This window comes from Bradyrhizobium sp. GW821-FHT13H06 (assembly GCF_058803975.1).
In genome coordinates this window covers 356,615-375,193 of the sequence record NZ_JBXAPN010000005.1, presented here as the reverse complement: position 1 = coordinate 375,193, position 18,579 = coordinate 356,615, and the positions used below count along the sequence as shown (strand labels likewise).

Below are 18,579 nucleotides of genomic sequence, written 5' to 3'. Positions count from 1 at the left end.
GGCAACTAGCGCCCTTCGCGGACCCAGGTCGCGGCGAACGCGCCGAGCAGCAGCAACAGGCCGACCAGGCCGGAGAAGATCGGCAGCACGCCGACGCCCTTCACCACGCTGGCGTCGCGCATCCGCACGCCCATCCAGCCGTCGCCATGGAAGACGCTGGCTGAGCGCACCGGCAGGATGCGCGGCAGCTCGACGCTGGAGCCATTGGCCACGCGCACGGCGTCGCCCCCCGTTGCCTGCGTCAGCGGCTTCAGCGTATCGACCGTGGAGGTGACTTCCGAAAACTCCTTCGGATTGGTCGGGCCGACATTGATCAGTGCCTTCAGCGTGCCGTCGGTGGCCTGCCACAGGCCGAGCTCGTTCGCCGGCAGGCTGGCGCGCCACTCGCCGGGATCGGCAGCCGCCAGCGTCAAGTCGTGCGACACGCCCGATGGCGAGGTGACGCTCACCGGCTGGACGCTGTCCGCCATGGTCTGGCGCACCACGACGAGGTCCTTGCCCTGCACCTGGAGCCGCAGCGCTTCCTCGTCCAGATCAGGCTGCTTCATCAGCCAATGCGACATCCGCCTGAGCAGGTCGAGATGCGGTCCGCCGCCCTCATAGCCGCGCGCCCACAGCCAGATGTGGTCGGAGAGCAGCAGCGCGACGCGGCCCTCGCCGAAGCGCGACAGGAACAGAAGCGGCTTGCCGTCGACGCCGGTCATGACAGGCGGGTTCACCGCATTGCGGGTGTCGACGGTGCGGAAGAACCGGCTCCAGCGCGGCGGTTCGCTGGCGGAGCCCTCCAGCCCGCGCGTGACCGGATGGCGTTTGCCGATGTCGGACAGATGCGCATAGAACGGCTTTTCCGTCACGCCGACCGGCTCGGCCGGCAGCACCGAATCCAGCGGCGTGCGCCAGATGCTGGTGTTGGAGGCGTAGTCGGGCCCGGCCGAGACCAGCACCGCGCCGCCCGAGCGGACATAGCGCGCGATGTTGTCGAAATAGGCGATCGGCAGCACGCCTTGGCGGGCGTAGCGGTCGAAGATGATCAGCTGGAATTCGTTGATCTTCTGCTGGAACAGCTCGCGCGTCGGAAACGCGATCAGCGACAATTCGTTGATCGGCGTGCCGTCCTGCTTCTCCGGTGGGCGCAGGATGGTGAAATGGACGAGGTCGACGCTGGCGTCGGACTTGAGCAGATTGCGCCAGGTGCGCTCGCCCGAATGCGGCTCGCCCGAGACCAGGAGCACGCGCAGCTTGTCGCGCACGCCGTCGATGGCGACGACGGCGCGGTTGTTCACCGGCGTCAATTCGCGTTCGAGCGGCGAGGCCTCGATCTCGACGATGTTCGGACCGGCGTGCTTGATGTCGACGTCGACGCTGGCGCTCTGGCCGCTTCCCAGCGTGCGCTCGTTGATGACCTCGCCGTCCCGGCGGATCGTGACCCTGGCGCGCTCGCCGGAGACACCCTGGTCGTCGAGGCGGTAGTTGATGGTCTGGGTCTGCCCGACGATGCCGAAGCGCGGTGCCGCCGTGATCGCGATGCGGCGGTCGCGCTCGTCCTTCTGCCCCGTGACCAGGGCGTGCACCGGCGCCTGGAAACCGAGCGCGGCGGCGTTCGCCGGAATGTCGTGGACGCGGCCGTCGGTAATCAGGAACGCGCCGGCGACGCGGTCGACCGGCACGTCCGCCAATGCCGAGGCGAGGGCGCCGAACAGTTTCGTGCCGTCGGTCTCGCCGTCGGCCTGTCCGGCCTCGACGACGCGGACTTCGAGGCCCTTGATCTTCTTCAGGCTGTCGACCAGCGCTTCCTGCGCCTGGGCGGCTTCACGGTTGCGGTTGCCGAAATTCTGGCTCGGACTCTTGTCGACGACGACGGCTGCCACCGAGGTGAGGGGATCGCGGTCCTCGCGGGTGAAGGAGGGATTGGCGAGCGCCAGCAGGACCAGCGCCAGCGCGGCCACGCGCACCGCGGCGCCGCGTGCGCGTGCCAGCAGCAGCACGAGCGCGATGACGACGATCGCGGCGAGCGCGAGCCACAGCACGATCGCGGGAACAAGTGGCGTGAATGCGATGCCGTAGTTCATGGCGTCACTCTCTCGGCATCGTCATGCCCGGGCTTGTCCCGGGCATCCACGTTCTTCATGCCGCGTGGCAAGGCGTGGATGGCCGGGACGTAGGCGAGCGAAGCGACGCCGTCCTTCGGGCGGCTATGCCCGGCCATGACGGCTTCGTTCTTGCGGATGTCGCGATTCAACATCCGCATCATTGCCCCAGCCGTTCGATCAGAGCCGGAGCGTGCACCTGGTCGGCCTTGTAGTTGCCGGTCAGCGTGTACATCACGATATTGGCGCCGGCGCGGTAGGCGAATTCGCGCTGGCGGGCGTCGCCGCCGGTCACCGGCAGCATGGCTTGTCCGTCGGGCCGCACCGCCCAGGCGCCGGCGAGATCGTTCGATGTGATGATGATCGGCGAGACGCCGTCGCCGCCGCGCGCCGGCCGCTGCGCGCTGTCCTCGTCCTCTTCGCGCGGCAGCGTCTCGACCCAGGTCTGGCCGGCGGTGAAGCGGCCGGGGAAGTCGCGCAGCAGATAGAAGGTCTTGGTCAGCACGTGCTCGCGCGGCACGGGCTCGAGCTCGGGCACGTCGAGCGAGGAGAGTATCTCGCGCAGCGTCTGCATGCCCGGGGTCTGCGAGGCCCCGTTCGCGCCGGGCGGCGCCTCGATCGCGTCGCGGGTGTCGAACAGCACGGTGCCGCCCTGCTTCATGTAGGCATCGATCTTGTTGATGGCGTCCTGCGGCGGCTTGGGTGCGCCCGGTACGATCGGCCAGTAGATCAGCGGGAAGAAGGCGAGCTCGTCGCGCGCCGGGTCGATGCCGACGGGATCGCCGGCCTCGAGCGCGGTGCGCTGGGCCAGGAACAGCGTCAGCCCGTTCAACCCCGCCTTGACGATGGAATCGACGTCGGCATTGCCCGTCACGACATAGGCGAGTCGCGTCTGCGACACCGCCTTCATCGCGAACTCGTCCGCGGCGCCGTCGGCGCGCGCCGGCGTCGGCGCAAACGACATCAGGCCTGCGAGCGCCAGTGCGAACACGATCATTGCCGGCGCGGCGCGGCGGCGCAGCAGCGCGGCAATCCCGCCGCCGAGCACCGCGACGATGAGGGCGTCGACCAGGAACAGCGCGAGCGCGGTGGACAGCAGCCAGCCGCGCAGATCCCGCGGTTCGGCATTGGTGTAGGTGGCGTGCCGGGCGCGCAGGCTCGCGGTGTTCAGGGCCGCGATGCGGTCGGCGGCAGCAAGCGTGTTCACGGCAAGCGGTCCTTCTGCCGGACCATAGAAGCCCGGCGGATGATCGGGTGTGGCCCGATCGCGATAATCGGCAGGCAGCGGTTTTGCGGTCGCCGGCGGCGGGCCGAACGCGCCGAAACCGTCGAGGATGTGCAGCGGCGCCACCGTCTCGGCGGTCGCCTCGCTGGCAACGCCGGCGCCGGGCTTGGCGGTGTAGCCCGACATGTCGACCACCCGCCGCAGCATTTCGACGAAGGTGCCCGACATCGGCAGGTCCGACCAGCGCATGTCGGCGCTGACGTGGAACAGGCTGACGAGCCCCTTGCCGCGATGCTCGCCGGTCACCAGCGGCGTGCCGTCTTCCAGCGAGGCCCAGCTCTTGGTGGCGAGCACGGCGTCGGGCTCGGCCAGCACCTGGCGACTCACCGTGACGTCCTTGGGGACCACGACGCCGGCAAAGGGGCCGTCGGCCGCGAACGAGGCCAGATGCTGCGGCTTCTCCCAGGTCAGGCTGCCGCCGAGCGTCCGACCGCCCTTGCGCAGCTTGACCGGCACGAGGTCGTCCTCGGCCTGCGCCAGCCGGGGGCCGGCGAACCGCACCAGCACGCCGCCCTGGTCGACCCAGGCATTGAGGCGCTCGCGGAGTTCGGGGGAGATGGTGCCGACATCGGCGAGGATGATCATCGGCAGCTTCTGGTCCAAAAATTGTGTGATGCCCTGCTGCGGCGAGCCCTTGTCGGCGAGCCGGACGTCGGCGAACGGCGCCAGCGCGCGGGTGAGATAGAAGGTCGGCGCCAGCAGCGGCTGCGCGGTCTCGCTGGTCGAGCCCGAGACGATGCCGATGGCGCGGCGGCGCCAGCGCTTGTCGAGCAGCTGCACCGCGCCGGCCGAGCGCTCGCCGGATATTTCGAGCCGGGTGATGTCGTTGCGCAGCTCGACCGGCAGATCGAACGCGGCTTCGGTCTCCTTGTCCTGCGGGCCGAACGAATAGCGCGCTTCTCCGATCGGCGAGGCCTTCTGGTCGAGTGCGCGCACGGTGCCGACCGCGATGCCGCTGTCGGTGCGCAGCACCTTCACCGTCATCTTCGCCGCGGCGTTCTCGGCCGCGACCAGCGCCAGCGGCGAGGAGGTGCCGCCTTCGAACACGGTCAGGCTGCGATCGCCGATGGTCTTGCCGAGGCCCTGCACGAAGTCTTCGCCGCGGCCGGTGTCGATGCCGTCGGAGAGCCAGGCGATCTCGCAGTCGCCGGTGACTTTGAGGAAACGGTCGACCGCGGCCAGCGTCTCGACGCGATCGATCGAATAGGGCTTCGGCGCGAGTTGCCGCAGCGCCACGCGCGCCGCACCCGCCGGCATCAGCGTGATGTCGCGGTTCGGCTCCGACAGCGGCACCAGCGCGATGGCGCGGCCGTCGTTGTCGGCATTGGCGATCAGCTCGTCGGCGGTCCTGATCCTGACGTCCCAGTGCGATGCGGCGCTCCAGCCGTCGTCGAACATGATCATCAGCGGCACCCTGCTGCCGGCCGCGCCTGTTTGCGGATTCCAGATCGGGCCGGCGGCGGCGAAGATCACCAGCGCGGCGGCGAGCAGGCGGAGCGCCGTCAGCCACCACGGCGTCCGCGAGGGCGTCTCTTCCCTGGGGGCGATGTCGAACAGCAGGCGCGTCGGCGGAAACTCGATGCGGCGCGGCCGCGGCGGCATCACGCGGAGCAGCCACCACAGCACGGGCAGGCTGACGAGGCCGATCAGGAGCAGCGGTTGGGTGAAGGCGAGCGGCAATCCCATCATGCGGCCGGCCCCACCTTGATCGTCGTGGTGCGGGCGCCCGACTTGCTCACCTGCATGCCGGCATGCAGGAACAGCAGCAGCTCGGCGGCCGAGCGGTCGGTCGCGTGCGTCGTGAACAGCCAGTCCAGCTTGTTGGTCTCGGCGCGGATCTGGTCGCGATGCAGGGCGAGCCGCGCGGCATAGTCCTGCGCCCAGCTCTCGGCGCGACCGGCGGTGATCACGCCAAAGCCTTCGGGCTCGACGAACTCGACGCGGCCGGAATAGGGAAACGACTCCTCGGCGGGATCGACGACCTGCACCATCGTGCCGTGCGCGCCGGAGCCGGAGAGCCCTGCGAGCATCGTCCTGATCTCGGAGATCGGCGACCAGAAATCCGACAGCACGATGATCTCGGCCAGCGCCGCGGGCACGAAGGACGGCGGCAGGCTCAGCCGGTCGGCATCGTCATGCAGCATCGCCTGCGCCATCCTGTCGATGACGCTGCGGCTTGCGGTCGGCGCCATCAGCCCGGGAATGCCGACGCGCTCGCCGCCGGAGACGAGCAGCTCGGCCAGCGCGAAGGCGACGATCAGGGTCCGCTCGAGCTTGGATTCGCGCGCGGTCTTCGAGGCGAACGCCATCGAGGGCGAGCGGTCAGGCCAGATCCAGACCGTGTGCGAGGCTTCCCATTCGAGCTCGCGGACATAGAGATGGTCGTCACGCGCCGAGCGGCGCCAGTCGACATTCTGCGACGGCTCGCCGGAGACGAAGCGGCGGTACTGCCAGAAGTTTTCGCCGGCGCCGGCGCGGCGCCTTCCATGCAGGCCGTGGATAACGTTGGCGGCGATGCGGCGGGCCTCGAGCACCAGACGCGGCAGCGAAGCGGCGAGCGTGCGACTTTCGCCATCGGCACGTCGGATCGCCAGTGTTTCCTTCGCTGCGCGCCCGTTCTCCGCTGCCATCAACCGATCCGTGTCTTCAATTGCCGGATCACGTCCGGAATCGTGCGGCCTTCGGCGCGCGCCTGGAACGTCAGCGCCATGCGGTGCTTCAGCACGGGTTCGGCGAGGTCGAGCACGTCGTCGACCGAGGGCGCGAGGCGCCCGTCGATCAGCGCACGTGCGCGTACGGCCAGCATCAGCGATTGGCTGGCGCGCGGGCCGGGTCCCCAGGCGATGAACTTGCCGGCTTCGCCGGCGTCCGGACCCGGGCGGGCCGAGCGCACCAGCGACAGGATCGCCTCCACGACGGAATCGCCGACCGGCAGGCGCCGGATCAGCCGCTGCGCGGTGATCAGCGCATCCGCGGTCATCGAGCCCCTGGCCAGCGTCTCCTCCGCGCCGGTGGTCTCGAACAGGATGCGGCGCTCCGCATCGCGATCGGGATAGTCGACGTCGATCTCCATCAGAAAGCGGTCGAGCTGGGCTTCGGGCAGCGGATAGGTGCCTTCCTGCTCCAGCGGGTTTTGCGTCGCGAGCACGTGGAACGGCTTGGGTAGATCGTGCCGCGCGCCGGCAACTGTGATGTGCTGCTCCTGCATCGCCTGCAAGAGCGCCGACTGGGTGCGCGGGCTGGCGCGGTTGATCTCGTCGGCCATCAGCAGCTGCGCGAACACGGGACCGGCGATGAAGCGGAAGGCGCGCTTGCCCGCGGTGCTCTCGTCCAGCACCTCGGCGCCGAGAATGTCGGACGGCATCAGATCGGGGGTGAACTGGATGCGCTTGGCGTCGAGACCGAGCGTGACGCCGAGCGTCTCCACCAGCTTGGTCTTGGCGAGGCCCGGCACGCCGATCAGGAGCGCATGGCCGCCGGAGAGAATGGTGACCAGCGTGTTCTCGATCACGCGATCCTGGCCGAAGATGACGGAGGCGATCGCTTCCTTTGCGGCGCGAATCTGGCTCGACACCTGCTCGGCCGAACGGACGATCCCGTCCTCGAGTTTCTCGACACTCTCCGCCATTCGCTCGCTCCTTCAGCCTGCCACGCGGCTTGCCTGCATCGTCACGTCAGCACGTCACGTCGGGTCATCACGTCACGTCATCACATCACGTCATGGGCCCTATGCTAGACTTGCAGGAAGGCCATGTATTCGTTGAATTAACCTATCCCCACCTTATCGGCTTCGGGGTATGTACGGCATCACGAAGTGGCGACCTCCACACCGGACTATTCCGGATGGAACCGCACACCCGAGTACAACGTAGACCTGCACCAATCGTGCCAATCACAGAGTCAGGGCAAACCATGGCGAACCAAGGGCAGAGCGCCGATCGCGGTCTCGAGGGGCTGACTGCGGCCGCCAAAAGCGCTGCCAATGCCGAAGGCGCCAAAAAGGGTCTGCCTCCGGTGCATCTGTGGAATCCGCCGTTTTGCGGCGATCTCGACATCCGAATCGCGTCCGATGGTACTTGGTTCTACTTGGGAACGCCAATCGGACGTCCTGCCCTGGTCCGCCTGTTTTCGACCGTCCTCAAGCGCGAGGGCGACAAGCATTTCCTGGTCACGCCCGTGGAGAAGGTCGGCATCCGCGTCGACGACGCGCCGTTCATGGCGGTTGAGATGCAGAAGGACGGCGAGGGCAGCAATCGCGTGCTGCGCTTCCGCACCAATGTCGATGACTGGGTCACCTGCGACGCCACGCACCGGCTGCGTTTCGAGCAGGCACCGGATGGCGGGCTGACGCCATACCTGCACGTCCGCGCCGATCTCTGGGCCAAGGTCACAAGGGCGCTCTATTACGATCTGGTTGACATGGGCGAGGAGCGGATGGTCGATGGCCAGCCGATGTTCGGTGTCGAGTCGGCCGGCGAATTCTTCGCCATGGCCGATGCGGAGCAGGTGAGGGCCGCGCTTTGAATCTGAACAAGCCTATCCTGACGAACGCGCCCGTCGTGATGGGAGCCGAGGATTTCTTCGCCCGTTCGCGGGCGAAGCTCGGTTTCGACGTGCCGCCGGGCCTGTACGATCCGAACATCATCCCGGCCTCGGGCGATCCCGGCACCGACAAGATGCTCGAGATCATCGCGCGCGAGCAGCCGGTGCGGCCGGCGGCGGTCCTGATCGCGGTGGTCGACCATCCCGAGCCCACCATCTTGCTGACGCAGCGCTCGGCCCATCTCAACGACCATGCCGGCCAGATCGCGTTTCCCGGCGGCAAGATCGACGCGACCGATTCCTCGCCGCTGGATGCGGCGCTGCGCGAGGCCGAGGAGGAGGTCGGGCTGTCCAGAGACTTCGTCGAGCCGCTCGGCTATCTCGATCTCTACGGCACCGCCTTCGGCTTCCGCATCCTGCCGACGGTCGCGAGGGTCAGGCCCGGATTTTCGCTTACCATCAACCATTCCGAGGTTGATGATGCGTTCGAGGTGCCGCTATCCTTCCTGATGGATCCGGTGAACCACCAGGTGCACAGCAAGGAATTCCGTGGCATGGCGCGATCCTATTACGCGATGCCGTTCGCGGAACGCTACATCTGGGGTGCGACGGCCGGAATGTTGCGTGTGCTGTATGAGCGGATCTATTCATCATGATCCGGACGATTCTGACCGAGATCGGAATCTTCCTCATCCCCTTTGCCGTCTATGCGCTGTTCCTGGCCGCAACGCGGTCCGGCCTGTTCGCGCGATCCTCCTGGCCGGTCGCGATCGTCGCGCGCCTCGCGCTGGTGGCGATCGTGCTCGTCATCGCGGGCCTGATCGGTCTTGCGCATTTCTCCGGCGCGCCGCCGGATTCGACCTACGTTCCCGCCCATGTCGAGAACGGCAAGCTCGTGCCGGGCACGGAAAAATAGGGGCCGACCGATGAGCGCGGAGCCGCTGCTTGCCCATGCGCCCTGGCTGACCGCAGGTGGGACCGCGCGTGTCCTGCAACTGCTCGCCACCGACGGCGAGGAGGCGCGGGTGGTCGGCGGCGCCGTCCGCAATGCGCTGCTCGGTCTCTTGCCTGGCGACATCGACATCGCGACCACGGCGCTGCCGGACGAGGTGATGCGGCGTGCCGCGTCCGCCGGCATCAAGGGCGTGCCGACCGGCATCGACCACGGCACCGTCACGCTGGTGATCGACGGACACCCCTATGAAGTCACCACGCTGCGCGAGGACACCGAGACCTTCGGCCGCAAGGCCAGGGTCGCGTTCGGCCGCGACTGGGTGAAGGATGCCGAGCGGCGCGACTTCACCATGAACGGCTTGTCGGTCGATGCTGATGGTGTCGTGTACGACTATGTCGGCGGCATCGCCGATGCGAGAGCCCGCCGCGTGCGCTTCATCGGCGATCCCGACCAGCGCATCGCCGAGGACTATCTGCGCATCCTGCGCTTCTTCCGCATCCACGCCGCTTTCGGTGCCGGCGAGCCCGACCGCGACGGCTATCTCGCCTGCATCCGCGGGCGCGCGGGCCTGGCCAGCCTCTCGGCCGAGCGGGTGCGCATGGAGATGCTGAAATTGCTGGTGGCCGGCGGTGCAGCCGCGGCGGTGTTGGCCATGGCCGAGGGCGGATTGCTGCAGGCGCTGATCGGCGTCGTCTATACGGGCCCCCTGGCGACGATGATCGCGATCGAGCGCGAGCTCGCCCTCGCGCCAAGCAGCACGCGACGCCTGGCCGCGCTGTCGGTCGCCGTCACCGAAGACGCCAAGCGCGTCGCTGCGCGCTTGCGGCTCTCCAACGCCGAAACCAAGGCGCTGGATTCGATGGGGCACCGCTGGTGGCGCCTGGCCACCAAGGACGAAGCCGATGCACGGCGGCTGCTCTACCGGCTCGGTGCCGAGCGCTATCACGATCGCGTATTGCTGGGCTGGGCGAGGAACGGCGGCGACGTCGCCTCGTCGCGCTGGCGGGCGCTCGCCGAGCTGCCGCAGCGCTGGACCGCACCGAAATTTCCGCTCAAGGCCGCCGACTTCATCGCGCGCGGTCTGGCCGAAGGACCCGCGCTCGGACATGTGTTGACGCTCGCCGAGGACGCCTGGCTCGCGGCGGATTTTCCGCTGGAGGAAGCCGCGCTCGCGTCCATCGCCGATCAAGCTGTGGCGCGAATCCGCCGCGATCAGAAGACGTGACCTTCGGCGCCGAGCCCCCGCGGTGATGAAGCTTGATTGCTACAACGACGGAGGTGCACTCTCTCTCCCGGCGCTTCGCGCCGACCTCTTCCGCAAGCGGAAGAGAGGTGAAAGGCCCGCGGCGATCGATTCAACTAAAGCCATTCCGCTTTAGGCCGACCGCCTTCCTGCACGCATAACGCTTCGGTCCGACCGGGGCGCCCACGGGTCGCCCGAGGGATCGTCACCGAGGCTCTCTGCAAGAAAGTCGATGAAGAGGCGGAGCCGGCTCGGTACGAAGCGCCGATGCGGGTACAGGACATGCACGCCGAGGCTGCCCCAGTCGCAATCCTCCAGGATCGGGACCAGCAGGCCCGCCTCGATGTCCCTGCCGCAGACAAATGACGGAAGCCACGAGACGCCAAGCCCCGCCACCGCCGCCTTGCGCAACGTATCGGCGCTGGTCGAGGCGAGCCGAGCGGTCATCCTGACCTTGCCGTGCATCTCACGCCGGCGCCAGGACCAATCGAGACGAGGTGCGGGCTGCGAGAAGGTCAGCGCGGGCAAGGCCGAGAGCATCTCGGGCGTGTCGGGAACGCCGTGTCGGGCCAGGAAGTCCGCGCTTGCCACGACGCGAAAGTGGGTCGTCGCGAGCTTGCGTCCTATCAGCGCGGTGTCGAGCGACGGTGCGACCCGGATCGCCATGTCGAAGCCTTCCTGCACGAGATCCACCGGGCGGTTCGTCAGGTCGGCGACGACGGCAATGCCGGGATGCCGCGACATGAAATCGACGAGCAGCGGCGCCAGGTGGTCCTGGCCGAGCTCGACCGGCGCCGTCACGCGGAGCGTCCCACGCGACTCCCGGTTCTCAGCCCCCACGGTGCCCTCCGCCTCGTCGACGGCTTCGAGGATCGCGAGCACCTTGTCGAGATAGAGTTGCCCCTCCGGCGTCGGCCGGACCGACCGGGTGGTTCTATCCAGCAGCCGGGCTCCGGTGCGCTCCTCGAGATGACCGACATGCTTGGCCACCATCGCGGCCGACATCGCGCAGGCGCGGGCCGCCGCGTTGAAGCCGCCGAGCTCAACCACCCGCACGAAAACACGCATGCTGCTCAGCGTATCCATGGCCTATCCCACACTCCCAGTCAGCATCGATCCTACCAGACGGTGAATTCTCGCAAGCACGACGGCGACATAGACCGCTGCGCGAGCCCGATCGGGCGATTGCGAACAAGAGGTACCACATGAGGACATTGCTGCAATTCGACTTCGCGTTTGATGGGCCGTGGGGCGAAGATCTTCAAATCGCCTGCCGCGATCTTGCGGACGACATCGCGGCCCAGCCCGGGCTGATCTGGAAGCTCTGGGTCGAGAACCGCAGTGCGGGCCGCGCGGGGGGCGTCTATCTGTTCGAGACGCCGGAAGCTGCGGCAGCCTATGTGGTCAAGCATCGGCCGCGTCTCGCCGCCTTCGGCGTGACCGACCCGGTGATCTCGTCCTTCAGCCTCAATCTGCCGCTGTCCCGCATGACGCGCGCGCCGCTGTGAGAGGGCAAGCGATGTACACGACCATTGCCGAAGTCGAGATCGAGGATCTCGCGCGCTTTCTTTCCATCTTCGCAACGGACGGCCGCAGCAAGCGGGAGGCGCATGGGAGCCTCGGGGCCGAGGTGCTGTTCGCATCGGATGGCTCGGACAGGGTCATCGTCTTGATCGACTGGCGGGACGAAGCGGCCTGCGACGCCTTTCGATCCGACGCCTCGGTGCCGGCGACGATGGCCAAAGGCGGCGCCAAGGGCCGCCCGCGGTTCACCCCCGTCATCAGGGCGGGCCGGTTCGCCGCATGACGCCGGACGCGGCGGCCGGTTCGGCCGCCGCGTGCCTCGGCGGTTGCCTTGCCGCGGATTCTCCACTAGACGAGGCCGTGCTCGCTTCCATCGCAGATCAGGCTGCGGCTCGAATCAGCCGCGATCAGAAAAATTGACCATCGTCTCAGGCTTCGCCGACATCTCGCTTCTGCAGCTCCTGCTGGTGGCAACGATGGCGTTGTTTGCTTCGATCATCGGTGGTCTTGCCGGCTACGGCACCGGCGCCCTGATGCCGCTGGTGCTGGTGCCGCTGGTCGGCGCCGAGCCCGTGGTGCCGATCATCGCGATCTCCGCAATGTTCACCAATCTCAGCCGCGCCATCGCTTATCTGCGCTACGCCGATCGCCGCCGCGCGCTGATCGTGCTCGCCTGCGCGGCACTGACGACGGCGCTCGGCGCCTACGGCTATACGCGCCTGACCAGTGCGGGCGCGGCGCTCGTGATCGGCACCATGCTGATCTTGAGCGTGCCGCTGCGCCGCGTGCTGCGTCGGCGCAGCGTGCGGATCGGCGACACTGGCCTCGCCGCCGGCTCCGTCGGCTACGGCGTGCTGGTCGGCGGCACCTCGGGCTCCGGCGTGATCCTGCTGTCGCTCCTGATGGCCACGGGGCTCGAAGGCGCCGCCGTGATCGCGACCGATGCGATGATCTCGCTCGGCACCGGCCTCATCAAGATCTCGGTGTTCGGCCTCGCCGGCGCCGTGACGGCGCAGGTGCTCGCCTTCGCGCTTCTGATCGGCGGCATCGCAATCCCCGGCGCATTTCTCGCAAAGGCCGTCGTCGAACGGATGCCGGTGCACATCCACGCCGCGATCCTCGACGTTGCGGTCATCACGGGCGGGCTGGTGATGATCTCGGCCGCGGCGAGGCAGCTCGTCGCGTAGATGACGCCGGTTCAGTTGGCGTTCGCACCGGACCACCGTGCCCGCAGACGTCGGCCCCGAGCACAAGCCGGGAGCGGCCCGGCTTGGCCGTCCTCGGCCGCTTGGTTGGCCTGAAGCGGTTTCCGCCCCGATGGATCGGAACGGAGACGCTTTATCCTTCGAGCGAGCCGGGATGTAATTCGCTGGAGAACGCTCTAGCGCGGATGGAATTGCGGAGACGCCCCCGCGAGTTGACCTTCGTCAATAATCCCGCTCCGATTTGAGCATCATGCGCGTTCTGAGGTGGTAATCTGAATCGCGGGGAACTTGCCATGTTCAAGTTTAAGCGCGTTCCATTTACCCCTGGTGATCTGACCAATCATCAATGGGGCACCGATGACGTCCTCGCGGGTGACCCAACCAAAACTATTCTGATCGGGGATGCTGGCGGCAGCATGTTCGATTCTTCGAGGGGCGGCAACGACGCCTTTACGGGACCCTCGGTAGCGGGGGGCGCCCTCATCCACTACACCTTCTACGGTGATGCAGCCGGCGGCATGTTCGATCTTGCTCGTGGCGGCGACGATACCTTCACGTTCGCTTCACCGAGCAACACCGCTTACGGCGACGCGGGCGATGATATGTCCGATCACAGTAAGGGTGGTAACGACATTTTCAGCGGAACCGGCCCCGCGACCAACACTTTCTATGGCGATGCGGGCGGCGACATGTCCGGCCATGCTCGTGGCGGCGACGATACCTTCACGGGCGGCAGCGGTGGCGGCATCAATACTTTCTACGGCGATGCGGGCGGCAGCATGTCCGGCCATGCTCGGGGCGGCAACGACACTTTCACGGGCGGCGCCTTCACCTCCAACGTTTCCTATGGCGATGCGGGCGGCAACATGTCGGGCCACGCTCGGGGCGGCAACGATACCTTCACCGGCGGCGCCTTCTCCTTCAACACTTTCTATGGCGACGCGGGCGGCGACATGTCCGGCTGTGCCCAGGGCGGCGACGATATCTTCGCGGGCACCATCGACTTCCCTGTTCCCTCATCCAACACTTTCTATGGCGATGCGGGCGGCAACATGTCGGGCCACGCTCAGGGCGGCGGCGACGCCTTCACGGGCTCCAGCGAGGCCTCCAACGCTTTTTACGGCGATGCGGGCGGCAGCATGTCCGACCATGCTCAGGGTGGCAACGACAGCTTCACCGGCGGCGTCCTCTCCTCTCACACGTTCTATGGCGATGCGGGGGGCAACATGGCCGGCCATGCTTGGGGCGGCAACGACATTTTCAGCGGAGGCAACGACTCGATCAACACATTCTACGGAGATGCCGGCGGCGACATGTTGGGCCGTGCTCGGGGCGGCGATGACACCTTCACGGGCGGCAACAGCTCCCTTACAGGCTCCACCACCTTCTACGGCGACGCGGGCGGCGACATGTCCGGCCGCGCTCAGGGCGGCAACGACGCCTTCGCAGGCGGCGACAGCTTCGGCCCTGGCTCGACGAGCAACATTCTTCTCGGTGACGCGAAATCCATGTCCGGCTGCGCCGAGGGCGGCGACGATACTCTTGTCGGCGGCAGCAACTTCGGCACTGGCTCGGCGAGCAACATTCTCTTTGGTGATGCGGAATCGATGTCCGGCTGCGCCGAAGGCGGCGATGATATCTTGTTCGCCGGAACCGCAGCCCCCGGCGGGACAGTCAGCAATGCGATGTGGGGTGACGGATTGTTGCTAGGCGACGCTGATGGCGGCCGAGATCTGTTCGTGTTCAAGGACGATGGCCCGGCGACAGTCGGGACCCAAAACACCATCGAAGACTTCAGCCAGAGCCAGCATGATCAGATCAAGTTCAGTAATGTGGCGGGCGTGCACTCGTTCGACGATCTCGTCATCACCCAATCCGGAGCTGACACCCTCGTTACCGCGGGAGCGGATCAAGTGACTCTGCACAACTTCGCAGGTTCGCTCACAGCAAACGACTTCCTATTCGCCTGAAGACGAGATGCATTGGCTTGCAAGGCACGTTTCTGCCCGGGCACCCGACCGGGGGGAACTGACGGGCTCACCGGAGCGCAAGGACGCTCGTGGTGTGTCGCTTAGCCGGTGTTTCTGACTGCCTCAGCCAGAATGGCGTAAAGCTGCTGCCTGCTGAATTCCTTGGGCTGCTGCCTCTCCGTTGTCCTTGACGACACCTTCTGTGTGACCGGACGGGGGCAGGGTGCCGACGACGGCCTCAGCTTCGGGGCCGGCCTTATCTTGGGCCGTGCCGTGGGCGACTTATGGCCGCGCTTCAGGCCAAGACGGGTCAGCATGCCGCAGACCGCGTTGCGACTGCAGCCGAGACGGCGCGCAATCTGCGCCGCGCTCTGTCCTTCGAACCAGAGCCTCTTGAGAAGCGCTATGTCTTTTGCATCCCAGCTCATGAGAGACATTATAGCGCCGACTGCCGGACGCGGGCTAGTCTAGTCTTCGTCGGGCTCGCGCACGACCGCCGGTTCGTCAGCATCACCTTCTTCATCGTCGTCTTCGTCCTCCTCGTCTTCATCGGGATCCCGGGGCGGCATCACGACGCCCATGAGCATGAGTGGTGTCCAGCCGTTCGCTGTGGTGGAAGATGCTTCGGAGGTGTGTTGCTTCATGTCGTTGCTGCTCCTCGAAAAGCACGCGCCGTCGAATATTCCCGCCGGGCGGTGCGCGTATGTCCAGGGCGCGATCGTTGCGGGCGCGAGGATGACATCAGGTCGATTACGCGAGCAACGGCCGCACCCACCACGCAACTGTGACGTTTGGGGCTACTTCAAACCCGAAGCCCATTTTGCTCTATGTCCACCAAGACCTCGCCGGTGGTGACTTCGGGAACCCCAAGATCGAGGTCATGCAGACTCGCCTGAACAAACGCAAGTATCTTGGCGTTCGCTGCGTTGGCGCTTTCGCGGTCATCAAATATCATCACGGCGATACCGACACCGTCGCCCGCGTCCATCACATGGTAGGATCTGAATCCCTGCGATTGCCTCAGGATCTCACCGACGCCGCTCTTGGCGCGACGCGCGGCGTCCGCGACCGAACGAACCCTGGTGTACTTGCGAATGACCATGTACATGGGGCCACCACGCGCCACACGCCCCTCGCATCAAAGCATATCGTCCCGGTCGGACTAGGGCAACTTTCGATACGGGCGACATCGTCCGGCCGGGCGCCGCGCAACGCGTCCTTTCCAATGAGCCATCCTCGCCCCGCAAGTGGGGGCGAGGTGCCGAGGCTCAGGAGCCCTCGAACTTGAACGATACGTTGAGCTTGGCGCGATAGGACTCGACCTTCCCCTTGTCATCCAGTTGCATATCGAGCTTGACGACCTCTGCAACTCGAAGATCTCGGAGAGATTTTGCAGCTCGTTCGACCGCATTGGCGGCTGCCTTCTCCCATGAGTCCGTGCTGGTACCGACCAGTTCGATGACCTTGTAGACGCTATCGGGCATGTCGTCCTCCTTTTGGGCAGGAGCAGGAAATCTAGCATCGCCATCTCGACGCTGATACGTCTCTGGAGATGACGCCGAAAAGGGTCTGATTGGCTGTCACTTTCCTGCTTGACCCAAGGAGGAACTGGGCGGCGGTCCGCCGGGGGATACGTTCGTTGCAGCTTCCAACGGACGCCCACATGGAATCGCCACCCGCTCCGCGCGTGCTGACTGTCGTCGGGAGCCAGCTTCTATTCTCTTTCGAACGAAGATGCTCTGGCCTGGTTTACAACCATCACTGCGCAGTGAACCCCAGGCGTTCAGTGGCTGAGAGATGCGTGCGCTCCCGCCTGATGGAAAGGGAGCGAACATGGCCAGCACGCGTTACTTCTTCACGGTCATGGACGGCAAACTCATCGTTGATGAAGAAGGAACCCTTTGTTCCTCCTGGGAGGACATGCGTATGCAGGCGATCACCATGGCAGGACATTGCCTGAGAGATCTGGCGCCGAAATATCCCAACGGGCTGGAATGGCAAATGGTCGTCACGAATGAAGCAAGAGAGACCTTGCTTCGCATGCGCTTTTCGCTGAGCGAGCCCGGAGCACGTTCTTAGCCGGGTAGAGAGCGGCAACATGCATTGCCAGGGGTGGAACCTGGCGTTCGATCAAGTTCACCGGAAGCCAGGAGATTGCCTGTTGCAGTGGGCGCAACGTCACGCGAAGCAACCCCTGTCGCAATCGACCATCGCCAAGATTGGCCTCGCTAGTTGGTGAGGGGGGTGCTACACAGCCGGCATCACCGCACGCGTCGTGGCTGTTATCGGTGACTGAGAGCTTTGCGCTCCCGCCTCCACCCGAAAGAAGGCGGTCAGATGTCCAATCAGGTCAAATTCGATATTCGTGAGTGGCTGGTGCCACCGCTGTTGGTGCCGATCTTCCTCGTGTTGCTGATCGCGATCGTGGCCGTTCTATGAGCGGCAGGTCCGTTCAATGGGAGCCGCTTTCAAGCAAGGACTCGAGCCAGGGCGTGAACCGAGACAGGAGGCGGGAATGGCAAATACAGCAGTGATCAGGGATGCCTACGGCGTTCCGGCGATTTTCGTGGGTTCGAAAACAGGTCGGGACGATGCTCCCTTTGTTTTCGTCAGGGTCGGAGGCGAGGAGCGCAGGATGCGCTGGTCCGAATGGGATGCTCTACCGGCCTGGACCGGCGAGCGCCCCGTTTGGGCGAGCGGAACCAAATAGCGATGGAGTGTTCAGCATGAAGATGGCTCGACCAGGCACATGGATCGCGGCGCTTTTGCTGGCATCGGCGCTGGGCACATCCACGCCTGCAGCTCTTGCCGCGGAGCCGAACTGCCGTGCGATCGAAAGCGCCAACGCGCGCCTCTCCTGTTACGATGCGGCTTTTCCTCCAAAAACGGGGCGGCCCGCCAAAACCACCGTCGATTCGTCGTCCGGCTACAAGGACCCGTTTCTCGCCGAAGAAGCCCGAACCGCCGCGAAGCTGAAGAATATTTGCCGCGATTGCTGAGTGGCACCGACCGCGGCGCGCTTCTGAACGTCGCGCTCCAATTCAGAGGGCCAGCTGGATGACGAAAGAAGATGCGAAGGGGAGCCGCGTGCTTCGCCAACGAAAGCGCGCGGTTCATCTGGCCGGTGCGGCACTGGACGACAGGGCCGACGGTTCCGCGAGCTCGAAGGACCAATCGACGAGAAAGCAGCACCTGCTTGATGGGCCCACGGAATTTAGAGAGGTCCGGGTCGATCGTTCAAACGAGACTTCAAGCGACGAGAATTGATTCAATAGCGGCAAACCCGTGCATCTGCAGATGGGTTCCCGCGCGACGCGAAACAAAGCGCTCGCTATCCAGCAGATAAGGGAGCATTGTCTCGCTACCGCCGAGCGGCCCGCAGCATTTACCGGTGGTGTGAACGCGAGTTGCGCTCCCGCTCAACCCCGCAGCGGAGCATCAAACATGTCGGCTCGCCGATCCCCGGAACCAACATCGACATTCGAATACCGCCTGGCGCAAGAGGCACTCAACCTTCGTCAGCAGGCCAAAGGGATGCCCCTTGGCATCCGCCGCACAGAGCTTTTGCGAAAAGCCCGGCAGATCGATGCCGCCGGAGAGGTCAACAAGTGGCTGACCTCGCCGGGACTGCAGCCGCCAGGTTGAGATTTGCAGCATGATCCGGAGGCGTGTGCATCGGTTCTGCGAAAGGGATCTTGCTCAAACGATAGCCTGGAGCGCGATGACGATTCATCCTGATCACATCGCTTTTTAGGTCGCGCCATGGCC

The 18,579-nt window shown here is 65.9% G+C and carries 21 protein-coding genes; 11 read left to right on the top strand and 10 right to left on the bottom strand.

What is annotated here, in order from left to right; genetic code table 11:
• Nucleotides 1-5: 5 nt before the first annotated feature.
• The 5 genes from AC1RQP_RS23300 to AC1RQP_RS23280 are packed head-to-tail and all read right to left on the bottom strand — an operon-like array spanning nt 6 to nt 7,000.
• The gene (locus AC1RQP_RS23300) at nt 6-2,069 is read right to left on the bottom strand and encodes a hypothetical protein (RefSeq protein ID WP_239621831.1); all 2,064 of its coding nucleotides are present in this window, start codon (nt 2,067-2,069) and stop codon (nt 6-8) included.
• Nucleotides 2,066-2,251 carry a hypothetical protein gene (locus AC1RQP_RS23295; protein ID WP_239621832.1) on the bottom strand — a complete coding sequence of 62 codons (186 nt, stop codon included), beginning with the start codon at nt 2,249-2,251 and terminating at the stop codon, nt 2,066-2,068. Before AC1RQP_RS23295 ends, AC1RQP_RS23300 begins: the two co-directional genes overlap by 4 nt.
• On the bottom strand, nt 2,248-5,061 hold the full coding sequence (locus AC1RQP_RS23290; protein WP_492938644.1) for a DUF4159 domain-containing protein: 2,814 nt from the start codon (nt 5,059-5,061) through the stop codon (nt 2,248-2,250). Before AC1RQP_RS23290 ends, AC1RQP_RS23295 begins: the two co-directional genes overlap by 4 nt.
• Entirely contained in the window at nt 5,058-6,002 is a 945-nt protein-coding gene (locus AC1RQP_RS23285; protein ID WP_492938643.1) for a DUF58 domain-containing protein, read from the bottom strand. The genes AC1RQP_RS23290 and AC1RQP_RS23285 overlap by 4 nt, the downstream gene beginning before the upstream one ends.
• Nucleotides 6,002-7,000: an AAA family ATPase gene (locus tag AC1RQP_RS23280; protein WP_028181301.1), complete on the bottom strand. Its 999-nt coding sequence runs from the start codon at nt 6,998-7,000 to the stop codon at nt 6,002-6,004. The genes AC1RQP_RS23285 and AC1RQP_RS23280 overlap by 1 nt, the downstream gene beginning before the upstream one ends.
• A gap of 284 nt (nt 7,001-7,284) precedes the next feature.
• On the opposite strand from AC1RQP_RS23280, the gene AC1RQP_RS23275 reads away from it, so the two are divergent.
• From AC1RQP_RS23275 to AC1RQP_RS23260, 4 genes are read left to right on the top strand one after another with little or no spacing between them, the layout of a single operon-like run.
• Nucleotides 7,285-7,896 (top strand): DUF1285 domain-containing protein, encoded by a 612-nt coding sequence (locus AC1RQP_RS23275; protein ID WP_492938642.1) that lies wholly within the window; start codon nt 7,285-7,287, stop codon nt 7,894-7,896.
• Nucleotides 7,897-7,934: 38 nt separating this feature from the next.
• Nucleotides 7,935-8,570, top strand: coding sequence for a CoA pyrophosphatase (locus AC1RQP_RS23270; RefSeq protein WP_370115329.1), 636 nt, complete (start codon nt 7,935-7,937; stop codon nt 8,568-8,570).
• A complete protein-coding gene (locus AC1RQP_RS23265) occupies nt 8,567-8,830 on the top strand; it encodes a DUF6111 family protein (RefSeq protein ID WP_239621837.1) in 264 nt (87 codons plus the stop codon). The genes AC1RQP_RS23270 and AC1RQP_RS23265 overlap by 4 nt, the downstream gene beginning before the upstream one ends.
• Nucleotides 8,831-8,840: 10 nt before the next feature.
• Nucleotides 8,841-10,094, top strand: coding sequence for a CCA tRNA nucleotidyltransferase (locus AC1RQP_RS23260; protein ID WP_492938641.1), 1,254 nt, complete (start codon nt 8,841-8,843; stop codon nt 10,092-10,094).
• Nucleotides 10,095-10,244: 150 nt separating this feature from the next.
• Here AC1RQP_RS23260 and AC1RQP_RS23255 read toward each other — a convergent pair whose 3' ends face one another.
• A complete protein-coding gene (locus AC1RQP_RS23255) occupies nt 10,245-11,198 on the bottom strand; it encodes a LysR family transcriptional regulator (RefSeq protein WP_492938640.1) in 954 nt (317 codons plus the stop codon).
• Between the two features lie 119 nt (nt 11,199-11,317).
• On the opposite strand from AC1RQP_RS23255, the gene AC1RQP_RS23250 reads away from it, so the two are divergent.
• From AC1RQP_RS23250 to AC1RQP_RS23235, 4 genes are all read left to right on the top strand, one after another.
• Nucleotides 11,318-11,620, top strand: coding sequence for a monooxygenase (locus AC1RQP_RS23250; RefSeq protein WP_239621840.1), 303 nt, complete (start codon nt 11,318-11,320; stop codon nt 11,618-11,620).
• 11 nt (nt 11,621-11,631) lie between these two features.
• A complete protein-coding gene (locus tag AC1RQP_RS23245) occupies nt 11,632-11,919 on the top strand; it encodes an antibiotic biosynthesis monooxygenase (protein ID WP_061029095.1) in 288 nt (95 codons plus the stop codon).
• 133 nt (nt 11,920-12,052) lie between these two features.
• Entirely contained in the window at nt 12,053-12,823 is a 771-nt protein-coding gene (locus AC1RQP_RS23240) for a sulfite exporter TauE/SafE family protein (RefSeq protein ID WP_239621841.1), read from the top strand.
• Between the two features lie 311 nt (nt 12,824-13,134).
• Nucleotides 13,135-14,811, top strand: coding sequence for a hypothetical protein (locus tag AC1RQP_RS23235; RefSeq protein WP_492938639.1), 1,677 nt, complete (start codon nt 13,135-13,137; stop codon nt 14,809-14,811).
• Between the two features lie 101 nt (nt 14,812-14,912).
• Here the strand turns inward: AC1RQP_RS23235 and AC1RQP_RS23230 are convergent, their stop codons facing one another.
• The 4 genes from AC1RQP_RS23230 to AC1RQP_RS23215 all read right to left on the bottom strand — a co-directional run bounded on the left by AC1RQP_RS23230 (nt 14,913) and on the right by AC1RQP_RS23215 (nt 16,295).
• Complete coding sequence (locus AC1RQP_RS23230) at nt 14,913-15,239, bottom strand: GcrA family cell cycle regulator (RefSeq protein ID WP_239621843.1); 327 nt, start codon at nt 15,237-15,239, stop codon at nt 14,913-14,915.
• 39 nt (nt 15,240-15,278) lie between these two features.
• Nucleotides 15,279-15,455, bottom strand: a complete 177-nt coding sequence (locus tag AC1RQP_RS23225) for a hypothetical protein (protein WP_239621844.1) — start codon at nt 15,453-15,455, stop codon at nt 15,279-15,281.
• A gap of 158 nt (nt 15,456-15,613) precedes the next feature.
• Entirely contained in the window at nt 15,614-15,919 is a 306-nt protein-coding gene (locus tag AC1RQP_RS23220) for a hypothetical protein (RefSeq protein WP_061878535.1), read from the bottom strand.
• A gap of 160 nt (nt 15,920-16,079) precedes the next feature.
• Nucleotides 16,080-16,295 (bottom strand): dodecin family protein, encoded by a 216-nt coding sequence (locus AC1RQP_RS23215; protein ID WP_492938638.1) that lies wholly within the window; start codon nt 16,293-16,295, stop codon nt 16,080-16,082.
• Between the two features lie 349 nt (nt 16,296-16,644).
• Here AC1RQP_RS23215 and AC1RQP_RS23210 point away from each other — a divergent pair, with 349 nt between their 5' ends.
• The 3 genes from AC1RQP_RS23210 (at nt 16,645) to AC1RQP_RS23200 (ending at nt 18,456) form a co-directional block, all read left to right on the top strand.
• Nucleotides 16,645-16,890 (top strand): DUF6894 family protein, encoded by a 246-nt coding sequence (locus tag AC1RQP_RS23210; protein WP_239621846.1) that lies wholly within the window; start codon nt 16,645-16,647, stop codon nt 16,888-16,890.
• 647 nt (nt 16,891-17,537) lie between these two features.
• Nucleotides 17,538-17,810, top strand: coding sequence for a hypothetical protein (locus tag AC1RQP_RS23205; protein WP_492938637.1), 273 nt, complete (start codon nt 17,538-17,540; stop codon nt 17,808-17,810).
• Nucleotides 17,811-18,255: 445 nt separating this feature from the next.
• Nucleotides 18,256-18,456, top strand: coding sequence for a hypothetical protein (locus AC1RQP_RS23200; RefSeq protein ID WP_239621848.1), 201 nt, complete (start codon nt 18,256-18,258; stop codon nt 18,454-18,456).
• Nucleotides 18,457-18,579: the final 123 nt, after the last annotated feature.

What these genes read in the sequence shown, in the direction of transcription:
- AC1RQP_RS23300 (WP_239621831.1), bottom strand. Translation starts at nt 2,069, where the DNA reads ATGAACTACGGCATCGCATTCACGCCACTTGTTCCCGCGATCGTGCTG.
- AC1RQP_RS23295 (WP_239621832.1), bottom strand. Translation starts at nt 2,251, where the DNA reads ATGATGCGGATGTTGAATCGCGACATCCGCAAGAACGAAGCCGTCATG.
- AC1RQP_RS23290 (WP_492938644.1), bottom strand. Translation starts at nt 5,061, where the DNA reads ATGATGGGATTGCCGCTCGCCTTCACCCAACCGCTGCTCCTGATCGGC.
- AC1RQP_RS23285 (WP_492938643.1), bottom strand. Translation starts at nt 6,002, where the DNA reads ATGGCAGCGGAGAACGGGCGCGCAGCGAAGGAAACACTGGCGATCCGA.
- AC1RQP_RS23280 (WP_028181301.1), bottom strand. Translation starts at nt 7,000, where the DNA reads ATGGCGGAGAGTGTCGAGAAACTCGAGGACGGGATCGTCCGTTCGGCC.
- AC1RQP_RS23275 (WP_492938642.1), top strand. Translation starts at nt 7,285, where the DNA reads ATGGCGAACCAAGGGCAGAGCGCCGATCGCGGTCTCGAGGGGCTGACT.
- AC1RQP_RS23270 (WP_370115329.1), top strand. Translation starts at nt 7,935, where the DNA reads ATGGGAGCCGAGGATTTCTTCGCCCGTTCGCGGGCGAAGCTCGGTTTC.
- AC1RQP_RS23265 (WP_239621837.1), top strand. Translation starts at nt 8,567, where the DNA reads ATGATCCGGACGATTCTGACCGAGATCGGAATCTTCCTCATCCCCTTT.
- AC1RQP_RS23260 (WP_492938641.1), top strand. Translation starts at nt 8,841, where the DNA reads ATGAGCGCGGAGCCGCTGCTTGCCCATGCGCCCTGGCTGACCGCAGGT.
- AC1RQP_RS23255 (WP_492938640.1), bottom strand. Translation starts at nt 11,198, where the DNA reads ATGGATACGCTGAGCAGCATGCGTGTTTTCGTGCGGGTGGTTGAGCTC.
- AC1RQP_RS23250 (WP_239621840.1), top strand. Translation starts at nt 11,318, where the DNA reads ATGAGGACATTGCTGCAATTCGACTTCGCGTTTGATGGGCCGTGGGGC.
- AC1RQP_RS23245 (WP_061029095.1), top strand. Translation starts at nt 11,632, where the DNA reads ATGTACACGACCATTGCCGAAGTCGAGATCGAGGATCTCGCGCGCTTT.
- AC1RQP_RS23235 (WP_492938639.1), top strand. Translation starts at nt 13,135, where the DNA reads ATGTTCAAGTTTAAGCGCGTTCCATTTACCCCTGGTGATCTGACCAAT.
- AC1RQP_RS23230 (WP_239621843.1), bottom strand. Translation starts at nt 15,239, where the DNA reads ATGAGCTGGGATGCAAAAGACATAGCGCTTCTCAAGAGGCTCTGGTTC.
- AC1RQP_RS23225 (WP_239621844.1), bottom strand. Translation starts at nt 15,455, where the DNA reads ATGAAGCAACACACCTCCGAAGCATCTTCCACCACAGCGAACGGCTGG.
- AC1RQP_RS23220 (WP_061878535.1), bottom strand. Translation starts at nt 15,919, where the DNA reads ATGTACATGGTCATTCGCAAGTACACCAGGGTTCGTTCGGTCGCGGAC.
- AC1RQP_RS23215 (WP_492938638.1), bottom strand. Translation starts at nt 16,295, where the DNA reads ATGCCCGATAGCGTCTACAAGGTCATCGAACTGGTCGGTACCAGCACG.
- AC1RQP_RS23210 (WP_239621846.1), top strand. Translation starts at nt 16,645, where the DNA reads ATGGCCAGCACGCGTTACTTCTTCACGGTCATGGACGGCAAACTCATC.
- AC1RQP_RS23205 (WP_492938637.1), top strand. Translation starts at nt 17,538, where the DNA reads ATGAAGATGGCTCGACCAGGCACATGGATCGCGGCGCTTTTGCTGGCA.
- AC1RQP_RS23200 (WP_239621848.1), top strand. Translation starts at nt 18,256, where the DNA reads ATGTCGGCTCGCCGATCCCCGGAACCAACATCGACATTCGAATACCGC.